The 25,710-nt window shown below is 51.3% G+C and carries 20 protein-coding genes and 1 pseudogene; 10 read left to right on the top strand and 11 right to left on the bottom strand.

The genetic code is table 11. The features are described from left to right. Positions 1-123: 123 nt before the first annotated feature. Together BFC17_RS22980 and BFC17_RS20665 are read left to right on the top strand one after the other, a co-directional pair. Positions 124-1,929 (top strand): annotated as a pseudogene (locus BFC17_RS22980) (methyl-accepting chemotaxis protein); the annotation flags it as partial. A 498-nt stretch (positions 1,930-2,427) separates the two neighbouring features. Continuing rightward, positions 2,428-3,084: a YitT family protein gene (locus tag BFC17_RS20665; RefSeq protein ID WP_070178427.1), complete on the top strand. Its 657-nt coding sequence runs from the start codon at positions 2,428-2,430 to the stop codon at positions 3,082-3,084. On the opposite strand, the gene BFC17_RS20660 is transcribed toward BFC17_RS20665, so the two are convergent. The 3 genes from BFC17_RS20660 to alr are packed head-to-tail and all read right to left on the bottom strand — an operon-like array spanning position 3,081 to position 5,851. Then, the gene (locus tag BFC17_RS20660; protein WP_070178426.1) at positions 3,081-3,983 is read right to left on the bottom strand and encodes a glucosamine kinase nucleotide-binding domain-containing protein; all 903 of its coding nucleotides are present in this window, start codon (positions 3,981-3,983) and stop codon (positions 3,081-3,083) included. The two genes, BFC17_RS20665 and BFC17_RS20660, sit on opposite strands and share 4 nt — an antisense overlap. A 5-nt stretch (positions 3,984-3,988) precedes the next feature. Beyond that, positions 3,989-4,771, bottom strand: a complete 783-nt coding sequence (locus tag BFC17_RS20655) for a ZIP family metal transporter (RefSeq protein ID WP_070178425.1) — start codon at positions 4,769-4,771, stop codon at positions 3,989-3,991. 15 nt (positions 4,772-4,786) lie between these two features. Further along, positions 4,787-5,851: an alanine racemase gene (gene alr / locus BFC17_RS20650; RefSeq protein ID WP_070178424.1), complete on the bottom strand. Its 1,065-nt coding sequence runs from the start codon at positions 5,849-5,851 to the stop codon at positions 4,787-4,789. 206 nt (positions 5,852-6,057) lie between these two features. Here alr and BFC17_RS20645 point away from each other — a divergent pair, with 206 nt between their 5' ends. From BFC17_RS20645 to BFC17_RS20635, 3 genes are read left to right on the top strand one after another with little or no spacing between them, the layout of a single operon-like run. Continuing rightward, complete coding sequence (locus BFC17_RS20645; protein WP_070178423.1) at positions 6,058-7,638, top strand: sodium:solute symporter; 1,581 nt, start codon at positions 6,058-6,060, stop codon at positions 7,636-7,638. A gap of 55 nt (positions 7,639-7,693) precedes the next feature. Continuing rightward, positions 7,694-8,629: an N-acetylmuramic acid 6-phosphate etherase gene (gene murQ, locus BFC17_RS20640; protein WP_229681062.1), complete on the top strand. Its 936-nt coding sequence runs from the start codon at positions 7,694-7,696 to the stop codon at positions 8,627-8,629. Beyond that, on the top strand, positions 8,626-9,798 hold the full coding sequence (locus BFC17_RS20635; protein WP_070178422.1) for an exo-beta-N-acetylmuramidase NamZ family protein: 1,173 nt from the start codon (positions 8,626-8,628) through the stop codon (positions 9,796-9,798). The genes murQ and BFC17_RS20635 overlap by 4 nt, the downstream gene beginning before the upstream one ends. A gap of 2 nt (positions 9,799-9,800) precedes the next feature. Here the strand turns inward: BFC17_RS20635 and BFC17_RS20630 are convergent, their stop codons facing one another. Further along, on the bottom strand, positions 9,801-10,667 hold the full coding sequence (locus BFC17_RS20630) for a MurR/RpiR family transcriptional regulator (RefSeq protein WP_070178421.1): 867 nt from the start codon (positions 10,665-10,667) through the stop codon (positions 9,801-9,803). Positions 10,668-10,836: 169 nt separating this feature from the next. Here BFC17_RS20630 and BFC17_RS20625 point away from each other — a divergent pair, with 169 nt between their 5' ends. Continuing rightward, a complete protein-coding gene (locus tag BFC17_RS20625; RefSeq protein WP_070178420.1) occupies positions 10,837-12,186 on the top strand; it encodes a M14 family zinc carboxypeptidase in 1,350 nt (449 codons plus the stop codon). A gap of 9 nt (positions 12,187-12,195) precedes the next feature. Here the strand turns inward: BFC17_RS20625 and BFC17_RS20620 are convergent, their stop codons facing one another. The 3 genes from BFC17_RS20620 to BFC17_RS20610 all read right to left on the bottom strand — a co-directional run bounded on the left by BFC17_RS20620 (position 12,196) and on the right by BFC17_RS20610 (position 15,996). After that, complete coding sequence (locus BFC17_RS20620; RefSeq protein ID WP_139142157.1) at positions 12,196-12,933, bottom strand: substrate-binding periplasmic protein; 738 nt, start codon at positions 12,931-12,933, stop codon at positions 12,196-12,198. Positions 12,934-13,009: 76 nt separating this feature from the next. Beyond that, positions 13,010-14,158: an acyltransferase family protein gene (locus BFC17_RS20615; protein WP_070178418.1), complete on the bottom strand. Its 1,149-nt coding sequence runs from the start codon at positions 14,156-14,158 to the stop codon at positions 13,010-13,012. Positions 14,159-14,163: 5 nt separating this feature from the next. Then, a complete protein-coding gene (locus BFC17_RS20610) occupies positions 14,164-15,996 on the bottom strand; it encodes a glycoside hydrolase family 3 protein (RefSeq protein WP_083271880.1) in 1,833 nt (610 codons plus the stop codon). 255 nt (positions 15,997-16,251) lie between these two features. Between BFC17_RS20610 and pbp4b the strand changes: the two genes are divergently transcribed. The 3 genes from pbp4b to ggt are packed head-to-tail and all read left to right on the top strand — an operon-like array spanning position 16,252 to position 21,801. After that, entirely contained in the window at positions 16,252-18,714 is a 2,463-nt protein-coding gene (gene pbp4b, locus BFC17_RS20605) for a penicillin binding protein PBP4B (RefSeq protein ID WP_229681063.1), read from the top strand. 20 nt (positions 18,715-18,734) lie between these two features. After that, the gene (locus BFC17_RS20600; protein ID WP_070178417.1) at positions 18,735-20,111 is read left to right on the top strand and encodes a Na+/H+ antiporter NhaC family protein; all 1,377 of its coding nucleotides are present in this window, start codon (positions 18,735-18,737) and stop codon (positions 20,109-20,111) included. Between the two features lie 4 nt (positions 20,112-20,115). Further along, a complete protein-coding gene (gene ggt / locus BFC17_RS20595; RefSeq protein ID WP_070178416.1) occupies positions 20,116-21,801 on the top strand; it encodes a gamma-glutamyltransferase in 1,686 nt (561 codons plus the stop codon). 25 nt (positions 21,802-21,826) lie between these two features. Here the strand turns inward: ggt and BFC17_RS20590 are convergent, their stop codons facing one another. After that, positions 21,827-22,126 (bottom strand): hypothetical protein, encoded by a 300-nt coding sequence (locus BFC17_RS20590; protein WP_070178415.1) that lies wholly within the window; start codon positions 22,124-22,126, stop codon positions 21,827-21,829. A gap of 142 nt (positions 22,127-22,268) precedes the next feature. On the opposite strand from BFC17_RS20590, the gene BFC17_RS22975 reads away from it, so the two are divergent. After that, entirely contained in the window at positions 22,269-22,394 is a 126-nt protein-coding gene (locus tag BFC17_RS22975) for a hypothetical protein (RefSeq protein WP_268236018.1), read from the top strand. 31 nt (positions 22,395-22,425) lie between these two features. Here BFC17_RS22975 and BFC17_RS20585 read toward each other — a convergent pair whose 3' ends face one another. The 3 genes from BFC17_RS20585 to BFC17_RS20575 form a co-directional block, all read right to left on the bottom strand. Beyond that, entirely contained in the window at positions 22,426-22,845 is a 420-nt protein-coding gene (locus BFC17_RS20585; RefSeq protein WP_070178414.1) for a VOC family protein, read from the bottom strand. Positions 22,846-22,881: 36 nt separating this feature from the next. Further along, positions 22,882-24,264, bottom strand: a complete 1,383-nt coding sequence (locus tag BFC17_RS20580; RefSeq protein ID WP_070178413.1) for an aldehyde dehydrogenase family protein — start codon at positions 24,262-24,264, stop codon at positions 22,882-22,884. Positions 24,265-24,360: 96 nt separating this feature from the next. Further along, positions 24,361-25,659 (bottom strand): adenylosuccinate synthase, encoded by a 1,299-nt coding sequence (locus tag BFC17_RS20575; protein WP_070178412.1) that lies wholly within the window; start codon positions 25,657-25,659, stop codon positions 24,361-24,363. Positions 25,660-25,710: the final 51 nt, after the last annotated feature.

The following is a 25,710-nucleotide window of genomic DNA, read 5'->3' as shown; positions in this document are numbered from 1 at the left end:
CTCCGCTTGCTAATGGCCTCCTGACCAACCTTTTTTATCGCTTCTGGCGATATTCAATTCGCCAGCTATATTCAAAGAACAATTGTAAACAATTAACCTCTGCTCATTCACAGGAGCCTTGCCATGTTCTTCCAGCGAAAAAAAGAACACACGAAAGCGACTCATCATCATTCTGCCGTTGCCGCCACACTCACTATTTCCAGTCAGGACATTCACCCGGACAAGCTTGCTGCGTTACGGTTACACCCGGGTACAGCGCTGATCATCGCTTTTATCAGCCCCTCGGGAAATTTTGCCGAGGTATCAAAGCGCTTAACCAACGCGCTGGAATTCTCTCGTCACGTTATCACGGTAATGACAGCAGGCGAGTTAGGTGGTGGCAAAGCGTTATATCATCCCACCTCGGATCACTGGGATAATATCGTCCTGCACGCTTTTTCCAGCGATTTGTTTGAGCAATTGTCCATTCATACGGTGCCACTACACAGCGCCGATATCAAAGCGGGCAACCCAACCCAGTCAGCGGCCCAGCGTGTAGCCGCAATTACCTCAGAACTGGCCAAGGTCAGAGTTCCATTTGAGGTAAGTAGCCATAACACGCTGGCACTAACCTATTTTGACGGCCTGACCGCCAGTGAGGATTTCTTCACACAGGCGCTGTATAAAAGCCGACGTTTTCCCTGTTACTTTGTTGGCGGAAGTGCCGGTGGAAAGCTCGACTTTAAACAGGCTGATATTGCGCTTAACGGCGAAGTGAAAGGCAATAGTGCCATCCTGTGTTTTTGTAAACTCGCTAAAGGCTACCGCTATGGCATTATGAAAAGCCATAACTTCCAGCCCACCGGAAACCAGTACGTGGTGGCCGACTTTAATCCGTTGACCCGCACTCTTAACACGGTACTGGATAATAATCTGCAATTACTTAACCCGGTAGAAGCCCTGTGCAATACGTTTAATTGTATGCCCGAGGATCTGGACGCGCGGCTGCAATCTCACTCTTTCGGGATCGATATTAACGATAATATTTATATCCGCTCCGTTGCTGCGATTAATGATAACGGCAGCATTCGCTTTTTCAGTGATCTGGCCTTTGGCGAAGAGTTGCAGTTGGTTAAGGCCACCGATTTTAAACAATCTCTGGATGCCGACTTCCGTCGCTTTATGCAGGGGAAACCATCTACTCCGGTAGCAATGATAGCTAACGACTGTATTTTACGGCGCTTAAATAATGCCGCCTCCTTGCAAGGTGTAAGTACGCTGGACGGTATTTGTCTGTCAGGATTTTCTACCTTTGGTGAATACCTCGGCCTACACCAAAACCAAACCGTCACCGCAGTTGGCTTTTTCGCTGTAGGCGAACAGCAGCAATTTGAAGATGAATACGCCAATAATTACCCCTTTTACCTGGCAGCGTTTTCCAGTTACCACCTTAATGCGCGCCTTATCAGTATGCAGCGCATTAATGATCTGCAAAACCGGTTAATCGAGAGCACCCATGAATTCCGGAGCCTGCTTGAGGAGTCCAATGAACAGCTTAACTTTGTGGCAAACCTGGCCAGGGATTCAGCAACTAAACAATTGGAGCTGGGTGGTCAGTTTAAAGAGTTTTTAAATCAGATTGCCAAACAGGAAAAAGAGCGTTCCGGGCTAACAGAAGGCATGACCCAGTTGCGCGACAGCGCAGAACGTATTGTCAATATTATTCAATCTATCGGTGGCATTGCCGAACAAACCAACTTACTGGCCTTAAATGCCGCCATTGAAGCAGCCAGAGCGGGGGAAGCCGGACGTGGATTTGCGGTGGTAGCAGATGAAGTGCGGGCACTCTCACAACGAACTCAGTCCAGTCTTAAAGAGACCGGCGATACTATCGACGGTGTATCGGGCTCAATAACGGGTATATCAGCGGCCATAGACAGTATTAATACCCTGCTAAGCAATATCGAAAGCAGTTCAGCCGATTTAAGTAAGGAACTGGCCGACTTATCAGACACCTCATCCAGTGCCGCAGGCAGAGCCGCAGAAGGTATTACCAAAGCCCAGGGTGCTGCCGAGCGTATGATTACGCTGGAAAAAGAAACAAAGCTGATTGAAACGCTTAACGAACTGGCGAAAAAATCACATTAACCGTCCGATTGCTTATCCCATAAGCAACTCGCCGCGGTAACCCGGATGTTTTGCGACAGCAGAAAGCGTTCTGCTGTCCAAATTGCCGCAACCTTTACACCAAAGAAACACATAAAACCAAATACATTAACATTACGTAAAGCTTTCTTACCACCCCAATGCGCTATCCGCCTTTTCCCGGCGGGAACAGGCTATTTTGCTTCGCTAATGCACGTATAATAGGTGCTTAATTTTTCGTCAGATACTAATAAAAACAGACGAACAGACTTCACCTGAACGACAGAATCCCAATTTATTACTATGAAAAATACATCACACCGTATCTATGAAGATGTTTTTGCTTTGCTATGTGCAGGGTTATTCGTGGCATTTGGCGTCTTCCTGTTTCAATCCCAGGAGCTCATGGTGGGCGGCGCTGCGGGTGTGGCATTATTAGGTACCTATGTCACCTCGCTGGACTTTGGCCTGCTCTTTTTCCTGGTTAATCTGCCCTTTTACTATCTTGCGTGGCGATACATCAGTAAGCGTTTTATGATCAATACGTTTATTTCTGTCACTACCGTGTCGGTATTTTCTGACTGGGTGCCCCATTTTGTCGACATTTCCAGGGTCGATCCTATTTTTGCGGCAGTGTTTGGCGGCATCCTTATTGGTGTAGGCATGCTGATCATGTTTCGTCACAGTTCCAGTATGGGCGGCCTGGGTATTTTAGGGTTTTACCTGCAACACCGTTTTAATCTGCGTGCCGGTACGTTTCAGCTAATGATGGATACCGTTATTTTAAGCGTGTCTTTTATTTATATTGATGCCTATCTGGTCCTGATATCCATTCTTGCTGCATTTTTCCTGAACATGGTGATTTCGCTGAATCATCGGCCGGAACGATATACATTACCAGCAGTAAAAAAGCCTCAGGCAGATGACGAAGTCGATCATCTGCGTCCACAAAACAGCTAAGCCTGACTTGCTGGCTCTGTTTGCTGCCGGGCCAGCAACACAGCTCCCCACTCAGGCCCGTATTGTGCTGGTTTCACCAGCACAGCAATAGCCGGATCCAGCAAAGGTTGCCACAATGAAGCCAGTCCGCCGGTTAAGGTTACCGGCAGATTGCCGTTGTGTAATGTGCGGCGGATAAGTTGATTTAAGTAATCAGCCCCTTCGTTGATAATAGCTTTGGCCGCGGGGTCTGTTTTTGCCAATTCAAACAAGGCCGGCGCAAAACGGGCAAATTCTCCCGGTTGTGCGGTATTAAGACGCTCCACCAGATCGGCCGGTGCCGGACACTGATAAAACTCACTCACTGCCTGCCAGAGCTGACTTTCACTGCTAAGTTTATCTGCCATTAATAACGCCTGCTGTACTGCTTTCTGGCCCAGCCAGGCACCACTGGCCTGATCGCCAAGCTGAAAACCATAACCGCCATACTGAATAACCGTGCCCTGATATAATAACGCCGCACAAGACCCGGTACCGGTAATCACCACCACGCCATCGTCACCGCCGTGGGCCCCAAGCAGTGCGGTATGTAAATCCGAAGAAAAGGTCCAGTGGGCAAAAGGATGCTGCCACTGGCTAAGCAACACTTGTGAAGAGGCCAGATAGGCGCCGGCCAGTCCGGCACTCACCACCAGCTCATCACTAACATCAGCAAAGTGCAAACCTGCCTGACTAACAGCACCTTGCACAGCAGTAAGAATAGCCTGGAGCGCCTGTTCTCCATATTTGGCGGTATTGGCAGGACCACCAAGGCCATAACCCAGAGAATCACCCTCGAAGTTAAACAGCTCTGCGCGACATTTGGTGCCACCACCATCAACCCCGACCCAGTACTGCTTGTTATAAAGGTTTTGCGTCATTGTGGTCACCCAAGTAATACGTCTAACAACATCATGGTGACAAACCCGATTAGCAGGCTGAAGGTCGCCACATTCTGATGCCCATTTTGGTGAGTTTCCGGAATAATCTCGTCCGAAATAATAAACAACATGGCGCCGGCGGCAAATGCCAGAGCCCAGGGCATAAAGGCTTCCGCCCCAGAGACGGCCATGGCCCCAACCAACCCGCCCAGAGGCTCAACCAGCCCACTGGCAATACCAATTAGCGCGGCCCGCCAGCGGCTAAATCCAATTGACAATAACGCCACCGACACTGCCAGTCCCTCAGGGATATTCTGCAAGCCGATGCCCAAAGCCAGTGAAACACCGTTTGCCATTTCACCACCGGCAAAGCCAACGCCAACCGCCAGGCCTTCCGGAAAGTTATGCAGGGTAATAGCAAACACAAACAACCAGATACGCGCCAGCTTTGTCTGTGATGCGCCGTCTCTGCCTGAAATAAAGTGTTCGTGAGGAACGGTCTGGTGAATAAAAAACAACAGCAAAGCGCCAGCCATAACACCACCCGCCACAACCAGTCCGGCGGTAAGTTCGCTGACATATAATTGCTGACTGTAGTTTAACCCCGGCAGTAACAGCGAAAAAAAGCAGGCCGCCAGCATGATACCGGCCGCAAGGCTAAGCAGACCGTCTTCGAGCCGCCGTGACAGTTGTTTTACCAGCAACACGCCCAGACTGCCCGCAGCCGTACCAAGGCTGGCGCACAAACTGGCGATGACGCCCGCCCAGACTATCTGGCCACTGTCCACAACATGACGTCCTCGTTATACCGGCAGTCTGGGTACCCGGGCTGACACCCGGGTGATTAGTTCATAACTAATAGTTCCGGCAAAATCGGCCACTTCATCAACCGGTAATTGCTGGCCCCATAGCTCCACATCATCGCCCAGGGTAACACCGGGGATCTCTGTTACATCTATGGTGATCATATCCATGGACACCCGCCCTACCAGACTGGCGCGCTGTGAGCGGACCACCACCGGCGTACCCGATGGGCAGTGCCGCGGATAGCCATCAGCATAGCCAATGCCGACCGTGGCGATAAGACTGTCTCTGGGGGCCGTCCAGGTTTGCGAGTAACCCACGGTTTCGCCCTGTTTAACCTGATGTAACGCGATAATTTGCGCTTGCAGGGACATGACTGGCGTAAGGTTATAATCCCGGGCCGGATGGCCGGTCACCGGACTGGCACCATACAAGCCAATCCCCAGCCGGCAGTAATCAAACAAACTTTGCGGGTTGCATAAGCTCGCAGCTGAATTAGCCATACAACCTGCCAGGCCTAAGGTTTGTGTTAACGCTGTAAAACGCTTGAGCTGCAGGGCATTATTCGGATTATCCGGTTCATCCGCACAGGCAAAATGAGAGGCCAGAACCGTTGGCTGCTCCCGTAGCCAGGGATAGTGCTGTAACAGTGGTGCAACCTGCTCACAAGCAAATCCCAGTCGGTGCATGCCAGTGTCTACTTTAAGCCATACCCGAGGGCGCTCACTGCCCAAAGCATCCAGCCAGTCCAATTGCTCACGGTTATGTGCCAGTAAAATAAGCTGATGGGCTTTAGCGGCCTTGCAGTCTTCCACATGATGAGGGCCTTCCAGCACCAGCAGCGGCTGCTTGATACCTGCTTCTCTGAGCGGTGCAGCTTCATCGCAGATTGCTATGGCAAAGTAATCGCAAACTGATGATAAGGCACTGGCAACCGTTACCGCCCCATGCCCGTATGCGTCGGCTTTGATTACCGCGATGGCTTTACCCGTGGGCGGGCGCAACTGATTAAAGTTATCGCGAATAGCCTGCAAATTAATGGATGCGCGGGTCGATCTGCTCACGTGAATGACTCTTGGATTGGCAATGTACTGGAGGTTATCACTACGATACACCCTGGTAATAAATTAATAAATTCTTAATTTGAAAATGCCACAGAATAATATATTCTAAAATCACATTATCCCGGCAAAACAATGCCTGTGCCGATGGTTTGTGGTTGTTTAAACGCCATCATACCCCAGCTTTCAAACAGTTAGAAAGAGAATAAATGCTAGCGCACTACACCATTACTGATGCCCTGTTGTTTATCCTGTACGGTATCCTGTTGCTGGTATCCGGTTGGTATTTTAACCGGCGCGCGCAAAACACTACTGACTATTTTCTCGGTGGCCAGGCGATGCCAGTATGGATGGTGGCAATGTCAGTGCTGGCCACATCCCAGTCTGCCGCGACTTTTTTGGGTGGTCCTGATCAGGGTTACCGGGGTAACCTCACCTATCTGGCAACCAATCTCGGCGCTTTTATTGCCGCTTTTTTCGTGGCGCGCTTTCTGATCCCACGCTTCTATCACTTTAAAGTATTTACCGTTTACGAGTTACTACAAACCCGTTTTGGCGCAAGAGCCAAGCAGCAGGCGGGATTGATGTATTTATTTGGCCGCGTGTTTGCCAGTGGCGCCCGGTTATATATGGCTGCACTGGCCGTCGCGATGATTTTGTTTGGTGATATTGCGCCCTCGAGCGTTATCACCGCCACCGTGATTATCAGTGTTATCGGCCTGCTATACAGTATCTACGGCGGTATTCGCACCGTTATCTACAGTGACGTTATCCAGGCCTTTACCTATATTGGCGCAGCAATAGCTGTGATTGTTGCCTTGTTGGTCGCGATTCCGGCCGACCTGTCCGATATCATCGCCACTTTGCAGCAGCCGGGTCCTGGGGAGGCATCCAAACTTACCTTACTGGATGGCCGCATGGATTTTTCCCCCTCCGGGGTATTTACCCTGACCTCGGTCTTTACCGGCTTTGTTCTGCTGAATATCGCGGCCTTTGGCCTCGACCAGGATATGACGCAACGGGTACTCACCTGCCGCAATGCTCAGGAAGGTGCCAAAGCCATGCTCTGGTCGGTGGTCATGGTGATCCCGGTTATGCTGTTATTTATCGTCATCGGCTTGCTTCTGTATATTTATTATCAGCAACCAACGCTGATGGCCACCAATACCGGCGCTCCCGTGCCGCAGTTTGCCGGCGAGCCAGTCACCATATTTATGTATTACGTTCTTACCGACTTACCAGCTGGTTTAAAAGGTCTGGTTACTATCGGCATTCTGGCAGCGGCGCTTTCTACCCTGAATTCAGGCTTAAACTCGATGTCGAGCGTGCTGATTCAGGATCTCTATCGCCCCTGGAAAGCCAGACAAGAACAACAAACTGATGAACAGCACTTTGTGAATGCAAGTCGGCTAGCGATGGCACTGGTAGCCCTGGCGTTAGCGTCGATGGCGTGTTTATGCTATTACTGGCAACAATACTCAGATACGCCGCTACTGCAATTTGCATTAGGTGTAATGGTTTTTTCCTACAGCGGCTTACTTGGCGTATACTTCATAACATTATTTACTCAGCGCGGCAGTCCTGCCTCTGTCACAGCAGCATTATTGAGTGGTTTTATTATCCCCTTGCTGCTACAACCTTATGTGATGAGCTGGTATTTACCCGAAGCCTGGCAAATTAGTCTGGGTTTTACCTGGCAACTGGTCATTGGAACGCTGGTTGCCACGCTGGTGTGCGCGGCAGTGCGACAACCTGCTTGCGCTCCTGAATTTAGGGCGGAAACTCAATGAACGGAATTTCGCGTTTAATCGGTACGAAGGCTAACCTGAAGGTCAGCAGTTAACTATGCACATGACAAACAAGCAGTCAGCAACATTGCTAGAACAATTGAACAGAATTATTTCCGAAGGTCGCAATCCCCGGACCATGGATATCGATGTTCTGCCCACCATAGAAATTCTGGAAAAAATTAACCAGGAAGATGCCGGTGTTGCCGAAGCCGTGCGTAAAACCATTCCCCACATAGCTAAAGCGGTGGATGCTATTGTGCCCCGTATTCAGGCTGGCGGCCGGTTAATTTACATGGGCGCAGGTACCAGCGGCCGTCTTGGCATTCTCGATGCAGTGGAATGCCGTCCTACTTTCAGTGTGCCGGAATCCATGGTTATCGGCCTGATAGCAGGTGGAGAAAGAGCCATTAAAAACGCCGTAGAGGGAGCCGAAGACGATACGGCCATGGGCGTACAGGATTTGAAAGATCTTAATTTTACCGCCAATGATGTACTGGTGGGTTTATCCGCCAGCGGCCGCACTCCATATGTTATTGAGGGCATGGAATATGCTAATTCCCTGCAAGCCATTACCGTTGCGGTAACCTGCAATCCGGACTCTCCCATGATGCATTGCGCGGCTATCGGCATTTGCGCCGTAGTAGGCGCAGAATGCATTACTGGCTCAACGCGCATGAAATCCGGCACCGCGCAAAAGCTTATCCTCAATATGCTAAGCACGGCGAGTATGATCAGGCTGGGTAAAACCTATGAAAACCTGATGGTTGACGTTAATGCGACTAACCAGAAACTCAAGGCACGGGCAACCCGAATCGTGATGCAGGCAACCGACTGCAGCGGAGAAGAAGCCGCCAGCGCGCTGTTAGCTGCAAATAACCGGGCCAAACTGGCCATTCTGATGATCCTGACCGGACAGAGTGCCAGTGAGGCAGAAGCGCAACTCGCCAGCAGCGGCGGCTTCTTACGCCGGGCCGTTCAGTCACAGTCATGAGACTGACCACAGCTACCGGCCTGCACTGGTTTATTTCGTTGTGCCTGTTGTTTGGTTGTGGTTTCAGCCAGGCTGCAACACTTAAGGTTGGTGCGGAACACCCTGAAAAATACCTGCCCCTGCTGACCCATAAACGGGTCGGCCTGGTTGTTAATCAAACCAGTCGGGTCTGTCAGCAACATCTTGTCGATTACCTCATAGCGCAAAACGTATCAGTGCAGGCGGTATTTGCCCCGGAGCACGGTTTCAGAGGCAAGCTGGGCGCTGGCGAGCAGGTCACCGATGGACTGGATCCCAAAACCGGACTGCCGGTCCGCTCGTTGTATGGCAAATATAAAAAGCCTGACCGCACCATGCTGAATGATATAGATGTACTGATATTTGATATTCAGGATGTCGGCGCGCGTTTTTACACCTTTATCAGTACCCTGCATTATGTACTGGAGGCTGCGGCTGAACAGCGCATCCCGGTTATTGTACTGGATCGGCCCAATCCCAACGGCCGTTATGTTGACGGCCCACTCCGGGAGGAACCATTCAGCTCTTTTGTTGGCCTGGATCCTATCCCGCTGTTACACGGGTTAACGGTTGGCGAACTGGCTCTGATGATCCGTGGTGAGAGCTGGATTAACCAGGCCAGCGAGCTTAAGCTGACGGTGATCCCCGTTACCGGCTACACCAAAAGCATGGCCTATGACCTGCCTGTCGCACCCAGCCCAAATCTGCCAAACAGTACAGCTATTCGTTTATATCCGTCGTTGTGTTTATTTGAAGCCACGGTAGTTAGTGTTGGCAGAGGAACGGACTGGCCATTTCAGGTTATAGGCCACCATCAGGTGAAGCTGGGTGAATTTGCCTTTACGCCACGCCCGATGCCGGAAAGCGCGCCAAACCCCAAGCTAGAGGGGCAACCATTGTTTGGCAGGGATTTACGCAGCAGTACGATGCATGGCTTTGATATTGAACTGCTGTATGAGGTTTATCATAAGTTTGCCGACGCCGGCAGCACGTTTATCGACCGCCCGGACTTCTTTGATCTGCTCAGCGGCACCGATAAACTACGTAAACAATTAGCACAGGGATTGACACCTGACGCAATCCGCGCCTCATGGCAATCCGACCTGGCTGACTTTAACGCCCGTCGGCAACCCTACCTGCGCTACCCCTGAGCTTAATTAACCGTCCCACCAGAGCCGCCACGGCGAAACTGAGAAACCACTTCGTTGGTTTTCTCGAGCAACTTGCGGCCTGGTCGCGAAGCCTGAGTCAGGGCAATAAATAACATATCAATGATAAGCTCCTGAGCGGTTCTGGCCAGAATGGAAGACAGCCTTGCAGAGGCCTCTTCTGCCACTGAGAACAGCTGAACATCAGCAGGCTCAGAGACCGGCGTGACACCATACTTGGTTATCGAAATAACCTTAGCATGGTTGCTTTTGGCCTGATTCACCACGTTAACGATTTCGCGTGTGGCACCGGATTCAGAAATTGCCACCACCACGTCGGCTTCGTTAAAGGTCGCCGCCATGGCCAGCTGCATATGACCATCAGCTTCGGCCACCGCCATCATACCCAGCTTTTGTAATTTAAAAGAAAAGTCTTTGCTGACCAGCGCTGAGCCCCCTACACCACAAATTAAAATTCGTTTGGCGTTTTTAAGCATCTCAACCGCTTTTTCAAACTCCACCAGCTCGTTAAGATTGCGGGTTTCATTGAGTACGCTGATTTTACTGCTTAACAGCTTGTCTGCCATCTGCTCGAAGCCGTCGTTAAGGGTTATCTTACCGTGTAACTGGGTGTTGGGCGTTTCCCGGTTGAGGGCGTCAATCACTGCGAGTTTAAAGGCCGGATAACCTTTGTAACCCAGCTTTTGCGCAAACTTCACTACACTGGACTGACTCACACCAACAACATTTGCCAGTTCCTGGGATGAGAGATCGCGCACCGCATTGGGCGAATCCAGCGTAAAGGTTGCCAGTTTTGACTCACTGCTTGAAAGTGAATGCTTAATGGCCTTAATTTTGACGAAAGCTGACATGTGTGTTCCCCACATTAACCGCCGAATTTACGAGCTGTAACGGACTGTGTGACAATTATTATTGAATTTTTTATTCAAATATAAACCAGTTGCTAAGAATATCAAAATCTCTTTAAATAGAAGCTCTGGCGCTCTACGCGTTTAACTGTTTGTAAGGTTACCGTAATTTATGAAAGCTGCCCATCCTCACCTACCCGCCCAGACCATTGCCAGCCTGTGGCAGGCACACCACTTTAGTGATTTAAACAAACCACATCTGCGCCCCGACGATATCAGGCCAGTGTTAGAAAAGCTGGGCGAATATGCAGACATAGATAAGCGGGTCATAGGCCATAGCTGTACCGGCCGCCCCATTGAGCGGCTGACACTGGGCCACGGCCCTATGGTGGTGCTGGCATGGACCCAAATGCATGGCGATGAACCCACAGCAACCGCGGCCGTTCTCGACTGGCTGGAAATGTTAATGGTTAACAATACCAGTAACGAACTGGCTTTGCCTGACCACTGGCATTCTCTGGTCACCCTGCACATTATTCCTATGCTGAATCCGGATGGCGCGCAGCGAATGACCCGGGTAAATGAACAGGGAATAGATATCAATCGCGATGCCAGGCAATTGCAATCCCCGGAGGGCAAACTGCTGTGGCAACAGGTGTTGGAACTCAAACCCGATATCGCTTTTAATCTGCACGATCAAAACCCTTACTACACCGCAGGTAACACAGCTTATCCGGCAACCATTGCTTTCCTTGCCCCCGCTTTCCACCCCGATAAGCACGTGGATGCCCCCCGCTTGCGGGCAAAACAGCTTATCGCTTGTATGGCTGACACCCTCAGCCACTGGTTGCCCTGCCATATTGGCCGCTATGACGACACCTATTCTCTGCGCTCCTTTGGCGACAACATCGCCGGAACCGGCGCCAGCACCATTTTAATTGAATCGGGCGCCTATCCTAACGATCCCCACCGGCAGGTCGCCCGCAAAATGAACGTAATCGCACTGCAAAGTGCCTTGGAAGCCTTACTGGGAAACCTGTTCCAGCAAAAATCGCTGGCCGACTACTACCGTATTCCGGATAACGTGGAAGATGGTCTGGTCGACATTAAATTTTCCCAGGTGCGCCAGCAGTTGGGCAGCACAGACTACATCGCCGATATCAGTGTTAACATCGATAAAGCCGGACGCGCCAGCATCCGGCATATTGGCGACCTGTCGGCGCAGGCCGGATTTACCCAAATCAGCGCCTACCACACCAGCGTAAATCCCTTAAAGGGGATCACACTTGATGGGCCATTGGTGCTGGATGAAAAGCGCTATAAAGCCTTGCTGCGGGAGGGGTTTTGCTATTTTGTTGGCGATGCTAAGCTACTGGACAACCAAAGCGGCCTGCCATGTTTATGCGTAGCCGCGCCCTTGTCCTATACCAATTTGTTTGTGGGTGCAGATGCCTACTGGGTAATGACGGATAACGAAGGGGCAAAGCGGGCAGTGCTGAATGGCCTGACTGTACCGCTGTAATTATCGTTATCACTCTTGCCTGAGTTTGCTTTGCTCTGCCAACAGGGCAGTGTTAAAGCGTTGCATAAACGCGGCGTCAACTCTGGCCCGGCTAAACATAAAGTGAACAGCCGTCTCATGAATGATTTTTTCAGCAATAACAAAATCATCAATTCCCATTTCGTCGGCAGCGGCTTGCAGCACTTTGCTATCGCCAACCACGGCGTCCACCCGATCCATATCGAGCAGTTGCATCCGCCGGTGCGTTCCTTCGGCGTGAACAAGATTACTGTCGTAATGGGCCAGTGTATCCTGCTTAAATGCCGCGCCAAACCAGCCGCTTTTATTTACTGCCACTAAACCATCCTGCGCCAGCAACGTGTTGATATCCATATCGCGTATTTCCGGATGGAGGGAATGTCGATAGCCTAAGACAATGATTTCTTTGCGATAAGGCACAGAAAAAAAGTTCTGCGCCTCACGGGCTTTGGTGTACGCCGCGCCCAGCACAACATCCACCTGCCCCTGCTGAATTTCCAGCGCCATGCGCTGCTCAGGAAGATTTTCGGTATTAAGTTGATAGCCGAGTCGGTCAAGTACGCGGTTCAGTAACAGGAGGTCTTCGCCAGCCCGCTGGCCATGCTCATCAATATACACATAAGGCTTCCAGTTTGCCCCCATAGCCAGATTCAGCGCCACCTGGGACTGCACCGGAAAACTGCTGGCCATAAAAACGGACGTCAATAACAAGTATATTACGTTGCGCAATGTCTCTCCCTGTACCTGCGTTGTTATACAATTCGGATTATTACACTGACAAAATCATTATGTGGCCCTACCAGCCCTAGACTCGCCAAAAAAAGTTATTATTATACATAAGCTTAACCGGGTAATAGCAGACGACCGTAAAGACCAGAGCAAAGGCTAACGAGGCCGCTTGTGGCGACCACAGCAAGGGTTCCAGTGCATGGTAAAACTGGCTTTTCAGCGACACGTCGTCCACTCGGATCATTAACAGTAATCTTGCCAGCACGCCCGAAAGCATAAAAAACGCGATACTGTTGGTCCCGGCCACCAGCAGTGGATGTCCGGGGCGTACCTGCCCGCGCTTTCTTTCATACAATACCGCTAACCAGAACATTACCGTCAGTATGCCACTGGTTACCATGACAAATGTCGGCGACCAAAGCGCCTTATTCAGTGGCGTAACTGTGGCCAGCGCAAAGCCCCCACAAATGCCCGCGAGGGCCAGGCTCATCAGTTTATTGGGGCAACCGTGCAGGACCAGAACATAACGCCCGACCCAGACACCGGTTAAACAACTGACCACGGCTGGCAGGGTAGACAGTAAACCTTCCGGATCAAAGGCAAAGGGCGATGCGTTGGCATAATACACATGCCCGGCCCCCAGTACGTGATGGTCGATAAACGCAGCAAGACTGTTGCCAAATTCCCACAAACCCTGATACCTCTGGCCACTGCTGTCGGTATACGGAATAAGCGCCATGGCGCCCCAGTAAACGCCCAGCAGCATAATTGCTGTCACCCCAAGCCAGCGCCAGGACACCATTAGTACAATAACCACGGTTAGCCAGTACACCATGCCCAGCCTCGGCAGGACACCGCCAAATCGTAACGATAACAAGCGATCGTCGAGCCAGTTAAACGCTGGATCACCGGTATTAACCCAGAACAAAAACAACAACCAGCCCAGTAATATCAGTGTCAAAGCGCGTTTTGTGGCCCGGGCAAGTAACGCAACCTTGCTGGCGGACACTGCCAGCTCACGGGGCAGATGAATGGCAATGGTAATGCCCATTACAAAAATGAACGCCGGAAAAATAACGTCTGTCGGGGTTATGCCGTGCCACTGGGCATGCTTCAGCGGCGCATAAATGGCTTGCCAGGAACCCGGGTTATTGACCAGCACCATGGCAAATATGGCCAGCCCTCTAAGGGCATCCAGTGCACTAAGCCGAGCCTGCTCTGTCATTCTGACTACTCAATGGTAACCGGCGATTTGCCCGGCATCGCGGTTTGTCCGAGCAAGCCTCTGGCCAGTGCATCAAATACCGCCCCGCGAGCCTGTTGCGATTCACCTCCGGCTGCAGGCGTCACTGTCACGTTGTAGCCAAAGGTCGCGATAGCCGCGTCAGCCACATCGCGGTAGCGGGCAATGTTGTAGGGTGCTCTAAGCGCGACAAAAACACCCGGCACCTGGCTTTTATGACTTTCACTCAGCAGATTATAGAGCCAGAGCGACTGCGTCGCTTTGTCCGGTTTATTGCGCCACACGGAAAGGTCTGCCATGCCCCCCATTTCCGCCAGACTGTGCTGGGGCGTAATATCTGCAACAATCAGCGCATCCGCATTGCTAAGCGAAGGAAATGGCGTATCTGCAGTAATCGCGGTCAGGGCGAGACAATTGAGCTCCAGCTGCGCCTGTAGCCGCCCCAAAGCGCCAACCATTGCTTCGCAGCGGGCGTCATCGGGCATGACCAATACATAACGGCTGCCAGCCAGGGGCAATACATCATGGTTATATACCTGCGTTAAAGCCGCTTCGGCAAGTGCTTGCTCTGTCTCCTGATTGGCCTTCACTGGCAATGCCTTGCTGGCTGCAGCAACACGTTCAGGCAGTGACTGCCGGGTAAACTCGTCAAGGGCAAAGTCGGCTTTGGCTGCGATAATGCGCGCTACGGATGCTTTGGTCATGTCAGGATCTATTTCGCCACTGACCAGGGCGTTTTCCCACTGTGCGTAAAGTTCCCAAAAAGCATTGATACTTTGTGGATTGCGCACAGCGTAAGGCATGAGCGCGATGTCTGCACCGGCGTTAAACGTCCTGATAACCGCGTTTTTGTGATCCACATAATGCGCAATGCCTGCCATATCCAGCGCATCAGTAACGATAATCCCCTCGTAGCCCATTTTTTGTCTTAACAGGCCGGTCAGTATTTTATGGGATAAGGTGGCAGGCACCAGGGTCGGCTGGCCATCCAGCGCAGTAAAGCGAGTGTCATCCAGCAACGGATACTGAATATGCGCCGTCATAATCATAGCCGGTGGTGAGGCCTGGGAAATAGCATGAGTAAAGGGCTTAAGATCAACACTTTCTATGGTGGCAAGATCATGTTCGACCCGTGGTAAGCCAGTGTGACTGTCGGTATGGGTATCACCATGACCAGGGAAATGTTTTAAGGCACTGAGGATATTTTCACTTTGCAGAGCCGCCACCGCTGCCGAGCCCAGTTCGGCCACCATGGTTGGATCTTCACCATAAGAACGCACGTTAATCACCGGATTTTCAGGATTCACATTCACATCCACGGTGGGAGCAAAATTAACGTTAAAACCCAGTAGCCTGACCCCTTTGGCAATCCCCTGATTAACCTTTTCTGCAAACGCCGTATGATGGCGTGGATACGTTGCGCCAATGGCCATATTGCCCACAAAGCGAGTGGCGACCTCGTCAGGCAGGCGAGCTACTCGCCCGCCTTCCTGGTCAATAGCGATAAACAGCGGCGGCAGCCCGGCCTCTTTGGCCAGCTGCTGGATAGCATAGTTCAGTTCAACAATTTGGCGCGTATCCGCGAGATTTTCGGCAAACAGAATAACGCCGCCAATGTTGCCCTGACGAATTATCCCGGCAAACTCAGGCAGTAAGGTGGTCACGGGTGTTTTGCAGGTTTGTGCCGGCGTGCCATCGGCGCAATAAAAGCGCATATCCAGCATCAGTTTTTGCCCCAGCATAAAGGACGTACTCTGCTTAGCGGCACAACTTGCCGTTAACAGGATCAGTAAACCTGATACCAGAACTTTTAAACGCATCACTTATTAATCACCTACTTTGGTTTGCCCGCAGCACAAAGCTTACCTCAGCTTTTTAAAAAAATAAATTATTCCACCCGCACTCAGCAAAAATACAAAAGTATTGGTGTTGGACATGAAAGTTTATAGGTAATGGGCGCCATGCCAGGAATATTTTATTATGCAGAACACCGCCAAGTATGCTAATTTCGATTCAATTGCATCCCAGTCGGGCTGCCAAATCTGCTTTTAGCTATCACTACAGAGGACTACCCCGTGACCGGCCGACGTTTTCGCTGCGCATCTATCTGGCTGCTGTGTGCATTACTGCTAACCAGTTGCAGTAGTCGCCGAATTGTAGAAATGCCATCAGCCAACTATGGCGACCGGGTTAAGTCACTGGTATTACATTTTACCGCTATCGACTATGCCAAATCGGTGGATGCGCTGGTTGTTGAAGGCGGCCTGAGTGCCCATTATCTGATCCCCGAATCCAATGATCCCAGTGACCCGGGCGGTAAGCCACGCATTATCCGCTTAGTCGACGAAAATAAGCGCGCCTGGCATGCCGGCAAAAGTTACTGGCAGGGACGCCATGGTTTAAACGATCACTCTATTGGAATTGAAATTGTAAACGTTCCTGAGTGCGAGCGGGATGGCGGGATGGCGCCTTCGCTGGCCGAACACGGCTCTAACCGCCTGTGTATTTTCCCCGACTATGATCCGGCGCAGATAGAAGTGGTCATTGCCCTGGTAAAGGACATTATAGCCCGCCACCCGGACATTGAGCCAACCGCCGTTGTGGGCCATGCCGATATTGCCTTTGACCGGAAAAACGATCCGGGTCCTCGCTTTCCCTGGTTTGAGCTTTATCAGGCCGGTGTAGGAGCCTGGTACGACAATGAAACCCTGGCCAGTTACTGGAAAACCTTTAACGAACACCCCGCTAGCATTGGCCTGTTACAAAGCGCGTTACATGCTTACGGTTATGGTGTGATTGAAACCGGCATTGCCGACACCAGTACGCTCAATGCTATTTCTGCCTTTCAAATGCACTTTTTGCCCTGGCATGTCACCGGCGAGGCGGATAGTCGTACAGCCGCCGCCGTGTTTGCCCTGCTGGATAAATATTTTCCTGAACAGAATCAGGCTTTGCTGGCCCGTTACGCTAAAGAGCAACTGAATCAGACAGCCGATAGCTACCCACAACAACAGGGGCAAATAGATGTTATTGCACCTGAACTGGCGCCCTCTGAGCGGGTTTTCGTTAACGATCGCTATGGGTTTAAAAGCTATGCTGGTCGCGGTGAGCTTATCATTGAAGCCGACCAGCCGACCTCGGCGAAAATTTCAGTGAATGGCGAACTGCTGAGCCTGGATGAAACCTTTGACGCCGATAGCACCTATCGTTATTCACTGGCCCGTCGCACCCGCACCGGCATAAATACGCTGGCGATCGCCGATGTTTCACCGCCCAGTGCGCAGTTGCATATTCAGGTGCCCTACCCAGTTTTACGGGACAATACTCAGGCATATAAAAGCCAGTTTTCAGCGGTCGACGCGCTGATCAATCAGGATATCGAACAAGGATTTCCGGGCGCGGTATTAGTGGTGGTAAAAAACGGCAAGGTCATTAAAAGAACCGCTTATGGCTATCAGAAACGCTTTGACGAGAACGAGCAGCCGCTTTCCCACCCACAGCCAATGCGGACAGATACTCTGTTTGACCTGGCCTCAAATACCAAGATGTTCGCGACTACACTGGCTCTGATGCATCTGGTTGATAGCGGTAAACTCGATGTCACCCAACCTATCCAGCATTATTTGCCGGAATACCGCGGTGCGGGGCGTGAAGCGAGACGAGTCAGTGATTTGCTGTCACATAAATCCGGTTACGCCCCGAGTATCAATTTTTACGATCCTGAAAACCCACTCGGCGAACGCTTTTACTCCCAGTCAAAACAACATACCAGCGAACTGCTGATCACCCAGGCTCCCTTTGACTCAGGTAATGGTCTCAACGCCACCTACAGCGATACTAACTTTATGCTGCTTGGTTTAATCGTTGAGCGCATTACCGGAATGCCCCTTGACCGCTATTGCGAAGAATGGCTGTATCAACCGCTGGGTCTGAGTAAAACCCTGTTCAACCCGCTGTTAAAGGGCCATCACAAGGATGAGTTTGCCGCCACTGAATTGCGCGGTAATACCCGGGGCGGCCGCATCCACTTTCCACACATCCGTGAGTACACTCTGCAAGGAGAGGTCCACGACGAAAAAGCGTTTTATGCCATGGAAGGAGTGGCGGGGCACGCCGGCCTGTTCTCCACCGCCAATGACCTCGCGGTCCTCGCGCAAATGCTGTTAAACGGCGGCGGCTATGGTGAAACCCACTTGTTTAGCAGCGATGTCATGAATGCTTTTGTCAAACCGGATAATCGTTTCTGGAGTTACGGACTGGGTTGGCGGCGTGCAGCTAACGGCGTTAATCGCTGGCACTTTGGCCCTTACGCCAGCGATCAGGCTTTTGGCCATACCGGTTGGACAGGCACAGCGACAGTCATCGACCCAGCACTGGATTTAGCCGTCATTCTCTTGACCAACGCGCGGCATTCGCCCATTGTGGAAGAGGTTGAAGACGAACTGCAATTTACCGGTAAACAATTTGAAACCGGCCGTTACGGCAGTATCGTTTCTCTCGTCTACGAAGCGGTTTTAACAAACCAGACCAAAAACTAAAACAACAAGGGTTTTCCAGTATGGATTGGGTTTCCATCATTCCGCCGTTCATTGCTATTGTGATTGTTTTCTGGAAGAAAGAAGTCATCATGGCACTGTTAATGGCCGTTCTCAGTGCCGAGGCGCTGATCCTGTTTACCACGGGTGCCGACAGCATTTTACTGTCTCCCATCACTTCTATCGAACGGGTAGTGGACGTCGCTACCAGTGCGGGAAATACCCGTATTCTGTTATTCAGCGTACTGGTTGGCGCGCTGTTAGCGTATATCCGCGACTCCGGCGGCGTTACCGCCACCGTTGACTGGCTGACCCGGCGCGGTGTGGCGAAAAGCCGACGTCAGGTTGGCGGGCTAACCATGCTGACCGGCATCGTCGTGTTTATCGAGTCTAACCTGAGCGTCCTGACCGCCGGCATATTTGCCCGTGGTTTGTTTGATAAGTTTGGCATGAGCCGGGCGCGTCTCGCCTATCTGATTGACAGTACCAGTGCGCCAATCTGCATTCTTATCCTGCTCAATGGCTGGGGCGCTTTTGTCCTTGGCATGCTGGATACCTATGAACTACCGGCTTCCTCGGCGAGTATTTTGTGGGGTTCGGTGTTTTTTAACTTTTACGCCATTATTGCCTTGCTGATTGCCGCCTATACCGTGTTTGCCGATAAAGTGCATGGTCCTATGGCCAAAGCAGAGCAACAGCTCGACAGCACCCAACAACAACTCAGTGCCGCCGAGGCCACAAAACCCAGCTACATGGTGGTGCCTATTCTGACCATGGTAGTTAGCATGGTCGGCTTCATGTTGTGGACCGGTAACGGTGTGCTTTCCCAGGGCAGCGGCAGCAAATCGGTACTCTATGCCACCATACTGGCAACGGCAGTAGCTTATTTAATGCTGGTGTTCTCCAAGCGGTTTACCCATCACGAAGCGGTGGATATTGGCTTTAAAGGCATGGGCGAACTGCTGCCTCTGGTTACTATTGTTTTACTGTCACTCACTCTGGGTAGTAGCTTAAAGATTTTAGGTACCGGCGTATTTGTGGCGGGTATAGTTGGCGAGTACTTACCTCTGTTCTTAATTGTCCCCATGCTGTTCCTGGCCGGCGCCATTATGTCATTTACTACCGGCACCTCCTGGGGCACCTTTGCTATTTTGATCCCCATTGGTGTGCCGCTGATCCAGCAGTTAGGTCTGCCGCCGTCACTGGTAATCGGGGCTATTCTTGGTGGTGGCGTATTTGGCGATCACTGCTCACCTATTTCAGATACCACGGCGGTTTCATCGATTGCCTCAGGGTGTGACCTGTTAGAACACGTGCGAACGCAAATGCCCTACGCCCTGGTTGGCGGTGGTATTACGTTAGTGCTTTACGTTATTACTAGTTTAATTATGGTGGGATAAGGCTATGCGATTGTTTCTGATTAGCTGTTTTTTAATCACGCTGACTGGCTGTAGCGCCTCGGAATCTACTTCCGATGCTGCGGTATCCACCGCCGAGTATGCGGTGGCCATGCCCGACGAATTTGGCGCTCAGGTGGCACTGGATGTTATGCAGGAAGGCGGCAATGCCGTAGACGCTGCTATTGCGGCGCAGTTTACGCTGGCGGTTACTTACCCGGAGGCCGGCAACATTGGTGGCGGCGGGTTTATGACCCTGTATTTTGACCAGCAGACAGATTTCCTCGATTACCGTGAGATGGCACCTGCTCTGGCAAATCGTGATATGTATCTGGATGACAAGGGTGAAGTTCATCCTACCGAGTCACTCTACGGGGCCAAAGCATCCGGCATTCCCGGTACAGTTGCCGGTATGTGGGCAGCGCATCAAAAATACGGCAAACTGCCCTGGTCACGGCTGGTTCAGCCCGCGGTAACCTATGCCGAACAAGGCTTTGTTGTACCCGCCAAATTAGCCGACAGAGTTAGCCGCTACCTTAAGCGAATTAAAGAGCGCGGACGCCAGACCAACTTTGCCAACTACTTTGGTCCGGCGGCCACCGCCGGAGCTTTGTTTATTCAACCTGAACTGGCCGCCACTCTCAAGCGTATTCGCGACCACGGTCCGCAAGGGTTTTACGCCGGTGAAACCGCCGATTTTATTGTGAGTTATATGCAGGCAAATGGTGGCTTGATCAGCCATGAAGACCTAAGTAAATACCAGGCTAAGTGGCGTGACCCCATTCACTTTAACTGGCGCGGCTATGAAATCGTTACCGCTCCCCCACCGAGCTCGGGCGGCATAGCCGTGGCTCAGTGGCTGGGCATGGTGGATGAGGTAATTAAAACCAATGTGCTGCCGGCCTATAATTCAGCGCCCTATCTGCATTTAGTTAGCGAAGCCGGCAAACGGGTGTTTGCCGATCGTGCTGAATACCTCGGTGACCCTGACTTTTATAATGTACCCCAGGCACGTTTGATCGCGCCGGATTACATTGCGCGCCGCGCCAGCGAGGTCAATCTTACGGCAATTTCGCCAACACCTGAGGTAAAACCCGGGTTAATCGAAAGCGAAGATACCACACATTTTTCTATCGTCGATAAGTGGGGTAACGCGGTATCCAATACCACCACGATAAACTTAAGCTTTGGTGCTGGTGTAGTCGCCGAAGGCGCAGGCTTTCTGCTCAATGACGAAATGGATGATTTTAGCGCCAAGCCCGGAGTACCTAACTTCTTTGGTGCCATTGGCGGTGAGGCCAATGCCATTGCGCCGTATAAACGTATGTTGTCATCCATGACCCCCACCATCGTACTGGAAGATGACAAAGTAAAACTGGTCACCGGCTCACCAGGCGGCACCACCATTATTTCTTCGGTAACCCTGTCGATTTTAAATACATTATTATTTGATAAAAGCGCCGAAGAAGCTGTGAATAACCCTCGCTTTCATCACCAGCTGTGGCCTAAGGATACTATCCGGGTGCATGAAGGTTTTAGCGAGCAACCCCTGACAGCGCTGGAAAAAATGGGTTATGTAATCGACCGCGACAGATTTGGCGATCTGCACCTGATTTTGCAGCAAAATGGCAAATTGTCCGCCGCCTCAGAAGCGAATGGCCGGGGTAAAGCCGTGGTTAAATCCGCGCCCTGAAAACGGCGTAATACCGGTGGCCTGATTAGCCGCCGGCTCCACCAAAGTGAGGTAAATCATGGGGGAGGTTGCCGCTTAAGCCCAGCAATAAGGCCACCACAATCAGCAGTCCCACCGCCGCGCAGGTAAATCCGGTATGAGCATTATGCTGGCGAAAAATCGCCCGTTCTCGATGTAAACGCCGGGGGTACCGACCGAAGGTTACCAGTTTACAAACCGGCCAGCCAATCACATAGCATAACCGCCAGAACAGTAATTCCGACAACAGATAACCAATCCCCCTAAACACACCCTTGCCGGTTTCAGAGACCATTTCTTCTATCATGATGGTTGTTCCTGTCGTTTTTAATATTATTCCCTGTAATGATTACAGTATTATATTTATCACACCTTAACAAATAGTTAGCTCACCAGCATTTAAAGATAAGCGACCGGCACTGAGCAGAATAGATGAAGGTTGCCCCTGCGTGGTGGGCGTTAGCGAACCCGGTATGCGCAGTATTCGCATTGAAGAGGGCGACCAAACCGTGGCCGAAGAAGTCTTTGGCATTACCATTGAGAGCGGTAACGCCGTTACCATCGATGCGCTTTAGTCACTTGCCTCAGCGCATCACCTGTTGCGGCTTAATCCGTGGCGAACAGCTGGCCGATATCAGCAAAGGCTTTAAATTCCAGTGCATTACCCGCCGGATCCATAAAAAACATGGTGGCCTGTTCGCCTGCCTGCCCCTTAAACCGAATATAGGGCTCAATCACAAACTCGGTACCAGCGGCTACCAGTCGATCAGCCAACGCCTGCCAGTCTTCCATCGTCAGGACCACGCCAAAATGTGGCACCGGTACGCTGTGACCGTCCACTGCGTTGTATTCGGGGGCCGATGGCATAGCTTTAACCAGATGCGTCACCACCTGATGGCCAGCTAAATCCCAGTCGATCCACTGGGTATCGCTGCGCCCCTGGCGGCAGCCCAGTAACTCACCGTAGAAGGCCCTGGCTTTATCCAGATCGTCTACCGGAATAGCTAAATGAAATGGTTGAGGCATGACGGTTACAACTCCTTCGTCGTGTTAATAACTCTGCTAGAGTAATTTTTTAAGTAAATAGCGTTTACGGGCACTGGCCGGCGCATAGCGAATGGCGACATCAAACCAGAAACTGCGTTTCATGACGCTTTTTTGGTGGCTGAAGGTGTCAAAGCCAAACTTGCCATGGTATCGCCCCATGCCGCTGTGACCCACACCACCAAAGGGCAGTTGCGGGTTTGCCATAAACATCATGGTGTCATTGATACAAATACTGCCGGCGCTAATTTCTTCGACAAAAGTGTTCTGTGTGGCTTGCTGCTCACTGAACAAATAAGCCGCCAGTGGCTTGGGCCGACGCTTAATAAAGTCCATCGCTTCGGCCACACTGCTCACCTCAATGACAGGCAGGACCGGACCAAATATCTCCTCCTGCATAACCGGCGTATCAATATCCGGATTAAGGATAACAGTGGGTGCCAGCTTTAGCTCTGCTTCGTCGCACTGGCCGCCGATGATTATCTCCTGGCCATCAATATACTGCTTTAAACGACCGAGATGACGGGCGTTGACAATGCGCCCGTAGTCCTTACTTTTTAACGGCTGGTTACCAAACTGACGACGCAGCTCTTGGGTTAAAGCCTCTGTCAGCGCATTGGCGCAACCGCGTTCTACTAGTACATAATCCGGGGCGATACAGGTTTGCCCGGCATTCGTCCATTTTCCCCACACAATGCGCCTGGCTGTGGTTTGTATATTCGTATTGGCCTCTACCACGCAGGGGCTTTTGCCCCCTAATTCCAGGGTAACCGGTGTCAGGTGTTGCGCCGCGGCCTGCATCACAATTTTACCCACCACCTCGCCGCCGGTGTAAAAGATGTGTTCAAAAGGCAAGGACAGCAGCTTGCTGGCAGTTTCCTTATCACCTTCGATTACCGCCACGGCATCACCATCGAGATATTTTGGTACCAGACTCGCCATCAGGGCAGAGCTTGTCGGAGCTAACTCCGAAGGCTTGAGAATGGCACAGTTGCCTGCCGCCAGGGCGGCAACATAAGGGGCCAGTGTTAACTGCACCGGATAGTTCCAGGCCCCGATGATGAGCACCGTACCTAATGGCTCAGGTTGCAGGTAGCTCCGCGCTGGCTGAGCCAGCACTGGCGTACTCACTTTTTGCGCTTTCATCCACTGGCGCAGATGCTTTTTGGTATGACGGATGTCGCTTATCAGAAAGCCGATTTCGGTGGTAAAGGCTTCGGTTTCGCTTTTCCCCAAATCAGCCCTGAGAGCCTCAGCAAAGGCCTGCTCATTTTCGCTTAACATGCGTTGCAAGGCATCCAGCTGTGCCTTACGCCACGCATAAGTACGGGTTTTACCCAGCACAAAAGACTGCTGCAAACGTTCAAACACAGGCAATACTGCACGAGATTCGTTAGTCACAAAATGACTCCAACAGGTACGAGGTGTTCATACTAGCACTATTTTGCGGCAATAAAAAAACCCCGCGTGAGCGGGGTTTTGGGTAGTTTTTGTTGCTTACGCGTCGTAAGGATGACGCATAACGATGGTTTCGTTACGGTCAGGGCCAGTTGAAATAATATCAACCGGTACGCCGGTAATACCCTCAAGACGGGCAATGTAGTTTTTAGCAGCCTGTGGCAACGCTTCGTAATCAGTCACACCAAAGGTCGTCTCGCTCCAACCAGGCATTTCTTCATAAACAGGCGTAACCAAATCATAACCATCGGCAGCCATTGGCGGTACGTCTTTTACGTTACCGTCTTTGTCTTTGTAACCCACACAAATCTGCAGCGTTTCCAGACCGTCCAGTACGTCCAGCTTGGTTAAGCAAAAACCGGTAATAGAGTTAATTTGTACCGCACGCTTCATGGCAACGGCATCAAACCAACCAGTACGACGCTTACGGCCGGTGGTAGCACCAAATTCGTGGCCTTTCACACCCAGGTGTTCGCCAACCGCATCGTCTAGCTCAGTTGGGAAAGGACCAGAACCTACACGAGTGGTATAAGCTTTTACAATACCCAGCACGTAGTCCAGGTTAAGCGGGCCAAAACCAGCACCAGTGGCTACGCCGCCAACGGTGGTGTTAGAAGACGTTACATACGGATAAGTACCGTGGTCAATGTCCAGCAGCGTGCCTTGTGCACCTTCAAACATGATTGGCAGACCGGCTTTCTGAGCTTTATCCAGCTCGTCAGTCACATCAACAACCATAGCGCGCAGGATGTCGGCAACAGCCATTGCATCGGCCAGGGTCTTGTCGAAATCAACGGCTTCTTCACCATAGTACTGAGTCAGGGTGAAGTTATGGATATCCAGCACTTCTTTTAATTTAACCGCGAAATCTTCAGCGTTAAACAGATCGCCAACACGCAGACCACGACGGGAAACTTTGTCTTCGTAAGCCGGACCAATACCGCGACCGGTGGTACCAATTGCTTTGCTGCCGCGGGCTTTTTCACGGGCAACATCCAGCGCAACGTGATAAGGCAGAATTAGCGGACAGGCCTCACTGATTTTCAAACGTTCACGTACCGGTACGCCACGCTCTTCGAGCATAGTAACTTCGGTCATTAACGCTTCCGGGCTGAGTACCACGCCATTACCAATGATACAGGTAACGTTATCGCGAAGAATGCCGGATGGAATAAGATGAAGAACGGTTTTTTCGCCGTCGATTACCAGTGTGTGACCTGCGTTGTGTCCGCCCTGATAGCGAACAACATACTTAGCACGGTCAGTAAGCAGATCTACTACTTTGCCTTTCCCCTCGTCACCCCACTGGGTGCCAAGGACCACAATATTTTTAGCCATGAGTCGAGTATGTTAAAAAATTAGGCGGGGATTCTATCAAAAATACGCCCT

Origin of the sequence: Marisediminitalea lipolytica (assembly GCF_001758465.1) — a bacterium.
Taxonomy (GTDB): Bacteria; Pseudomonadota; Gammaproteobacteria; order Enterobacterales; family Alteromonadaceae; genus Alteromonas; species Alteromonas lipolytica.
The sequence above is the reverse complement of the archived record's forward strand: the minus strand, read 5'-3'. Positions and strand labels throughout refer to the sequence as shown.

Excerpts from the sequence above, each read along its gene's own strand:
- ggt (WP_070178416.1), top strand. The coding sequence starts at position 20,116 with ATGCGATTGTTTCTGATTAGCTGTTTTTTAATCACGCTGACTGGCTGT.
- BFC17_RS20645 (WP_070178423.1), top strand. The coding sequence starts at position 6,058 with ATGCTAGCGCACTACACCATTACTGATGCCCTGTTGTTTATCCTGTAC.
- BFC17_RS20665 (WP_070178427.1), top strand. The coding sequence starts at position 2,428 with ATGAAAAATACATCACACCGTATCTATGAAGATGTTTTTGCTTTGCTA.
- BFC17_RS20615 (WP_070178418.1), bottom strand. The coding sequence starts at position 14,158 with ATGACAGAGCAGGCTCGGCTTAGTGCACTGGATGCCCTTAGAGGGCTG.
- BFC17_RS20630 (WP_070178421.1), bottom strand. The coding sequence starts at position 10,667 with ATGTCAGCTTTCGTCAAAATTAAGGCCATTAAGCATTCACTTTCAAGC.
- BFC17_RS20660 (WP_070178426.1), bottom strand. The coding sequence starts at position 3,983 with ATGACGCAAAACCTTTATAACAAGCAGTACTGGGTCGGGGTTGATGGT.
- BFC17_RS20635 (WP_070178422.1), top strand. The coding sequence starts at position 8,626 with ATGAGACTGACCACAGCTACCGGCCTGCACTGGTTTATTTCGTTGTGC.
- murQ (WP_229681062.1), top strand. The coding sequence starts at position 7,694 with ATGCACATGACAAACAAGCAGTCAGCAACATTGCTAGAACAATTGAAC.
- BFC17_RS20575 (WP_070178412.1), bottom strand. The coding sequence starts at position 25,659 with ATGGCTAAAAATATTGTGGTCCTTGGCACCCAGTGGGGTGACGAGGGG.
- BFC17_RS20625 (WP_070178420.1), top strand. The coding sequence starts at position 10,837 with ATGAAAGCTGCCCATCCTCACCTACCCGCCCAGACCATTGCCAGCCTG.
- BFC17_RS20610 (WP_083271880.1), bottom strand. The coding sequence starts at position 15,996 with ATGCGTTTAAAAGTTCTGGTATCAGGTTTACTGATCCTGTTAACGGCA.
- BFC17_RS20600 (WP_070178417.1), top strand. The coding sequence starts at position 18,735 with ATGGATTGGGTTTCCATCATTCCGCCGTTCATTGCTATTGTGATTGTT.
- BFC17_RS20585 (WP_070178414.1), bottom strand. The coding sequence starts at position 22,845 with ATGCCTCAACCATTTCATTTAGCTATTCCGGTAGACGATCTGGATAAA.
- BFC17_RS20590 (WP_070178415.1), bottom strand. The coding sequence starts at position 22,126 with ATGATAGAAGAAATGGTCTCTGAAACCGGCAAGGGTGTGTTTAGGGGG.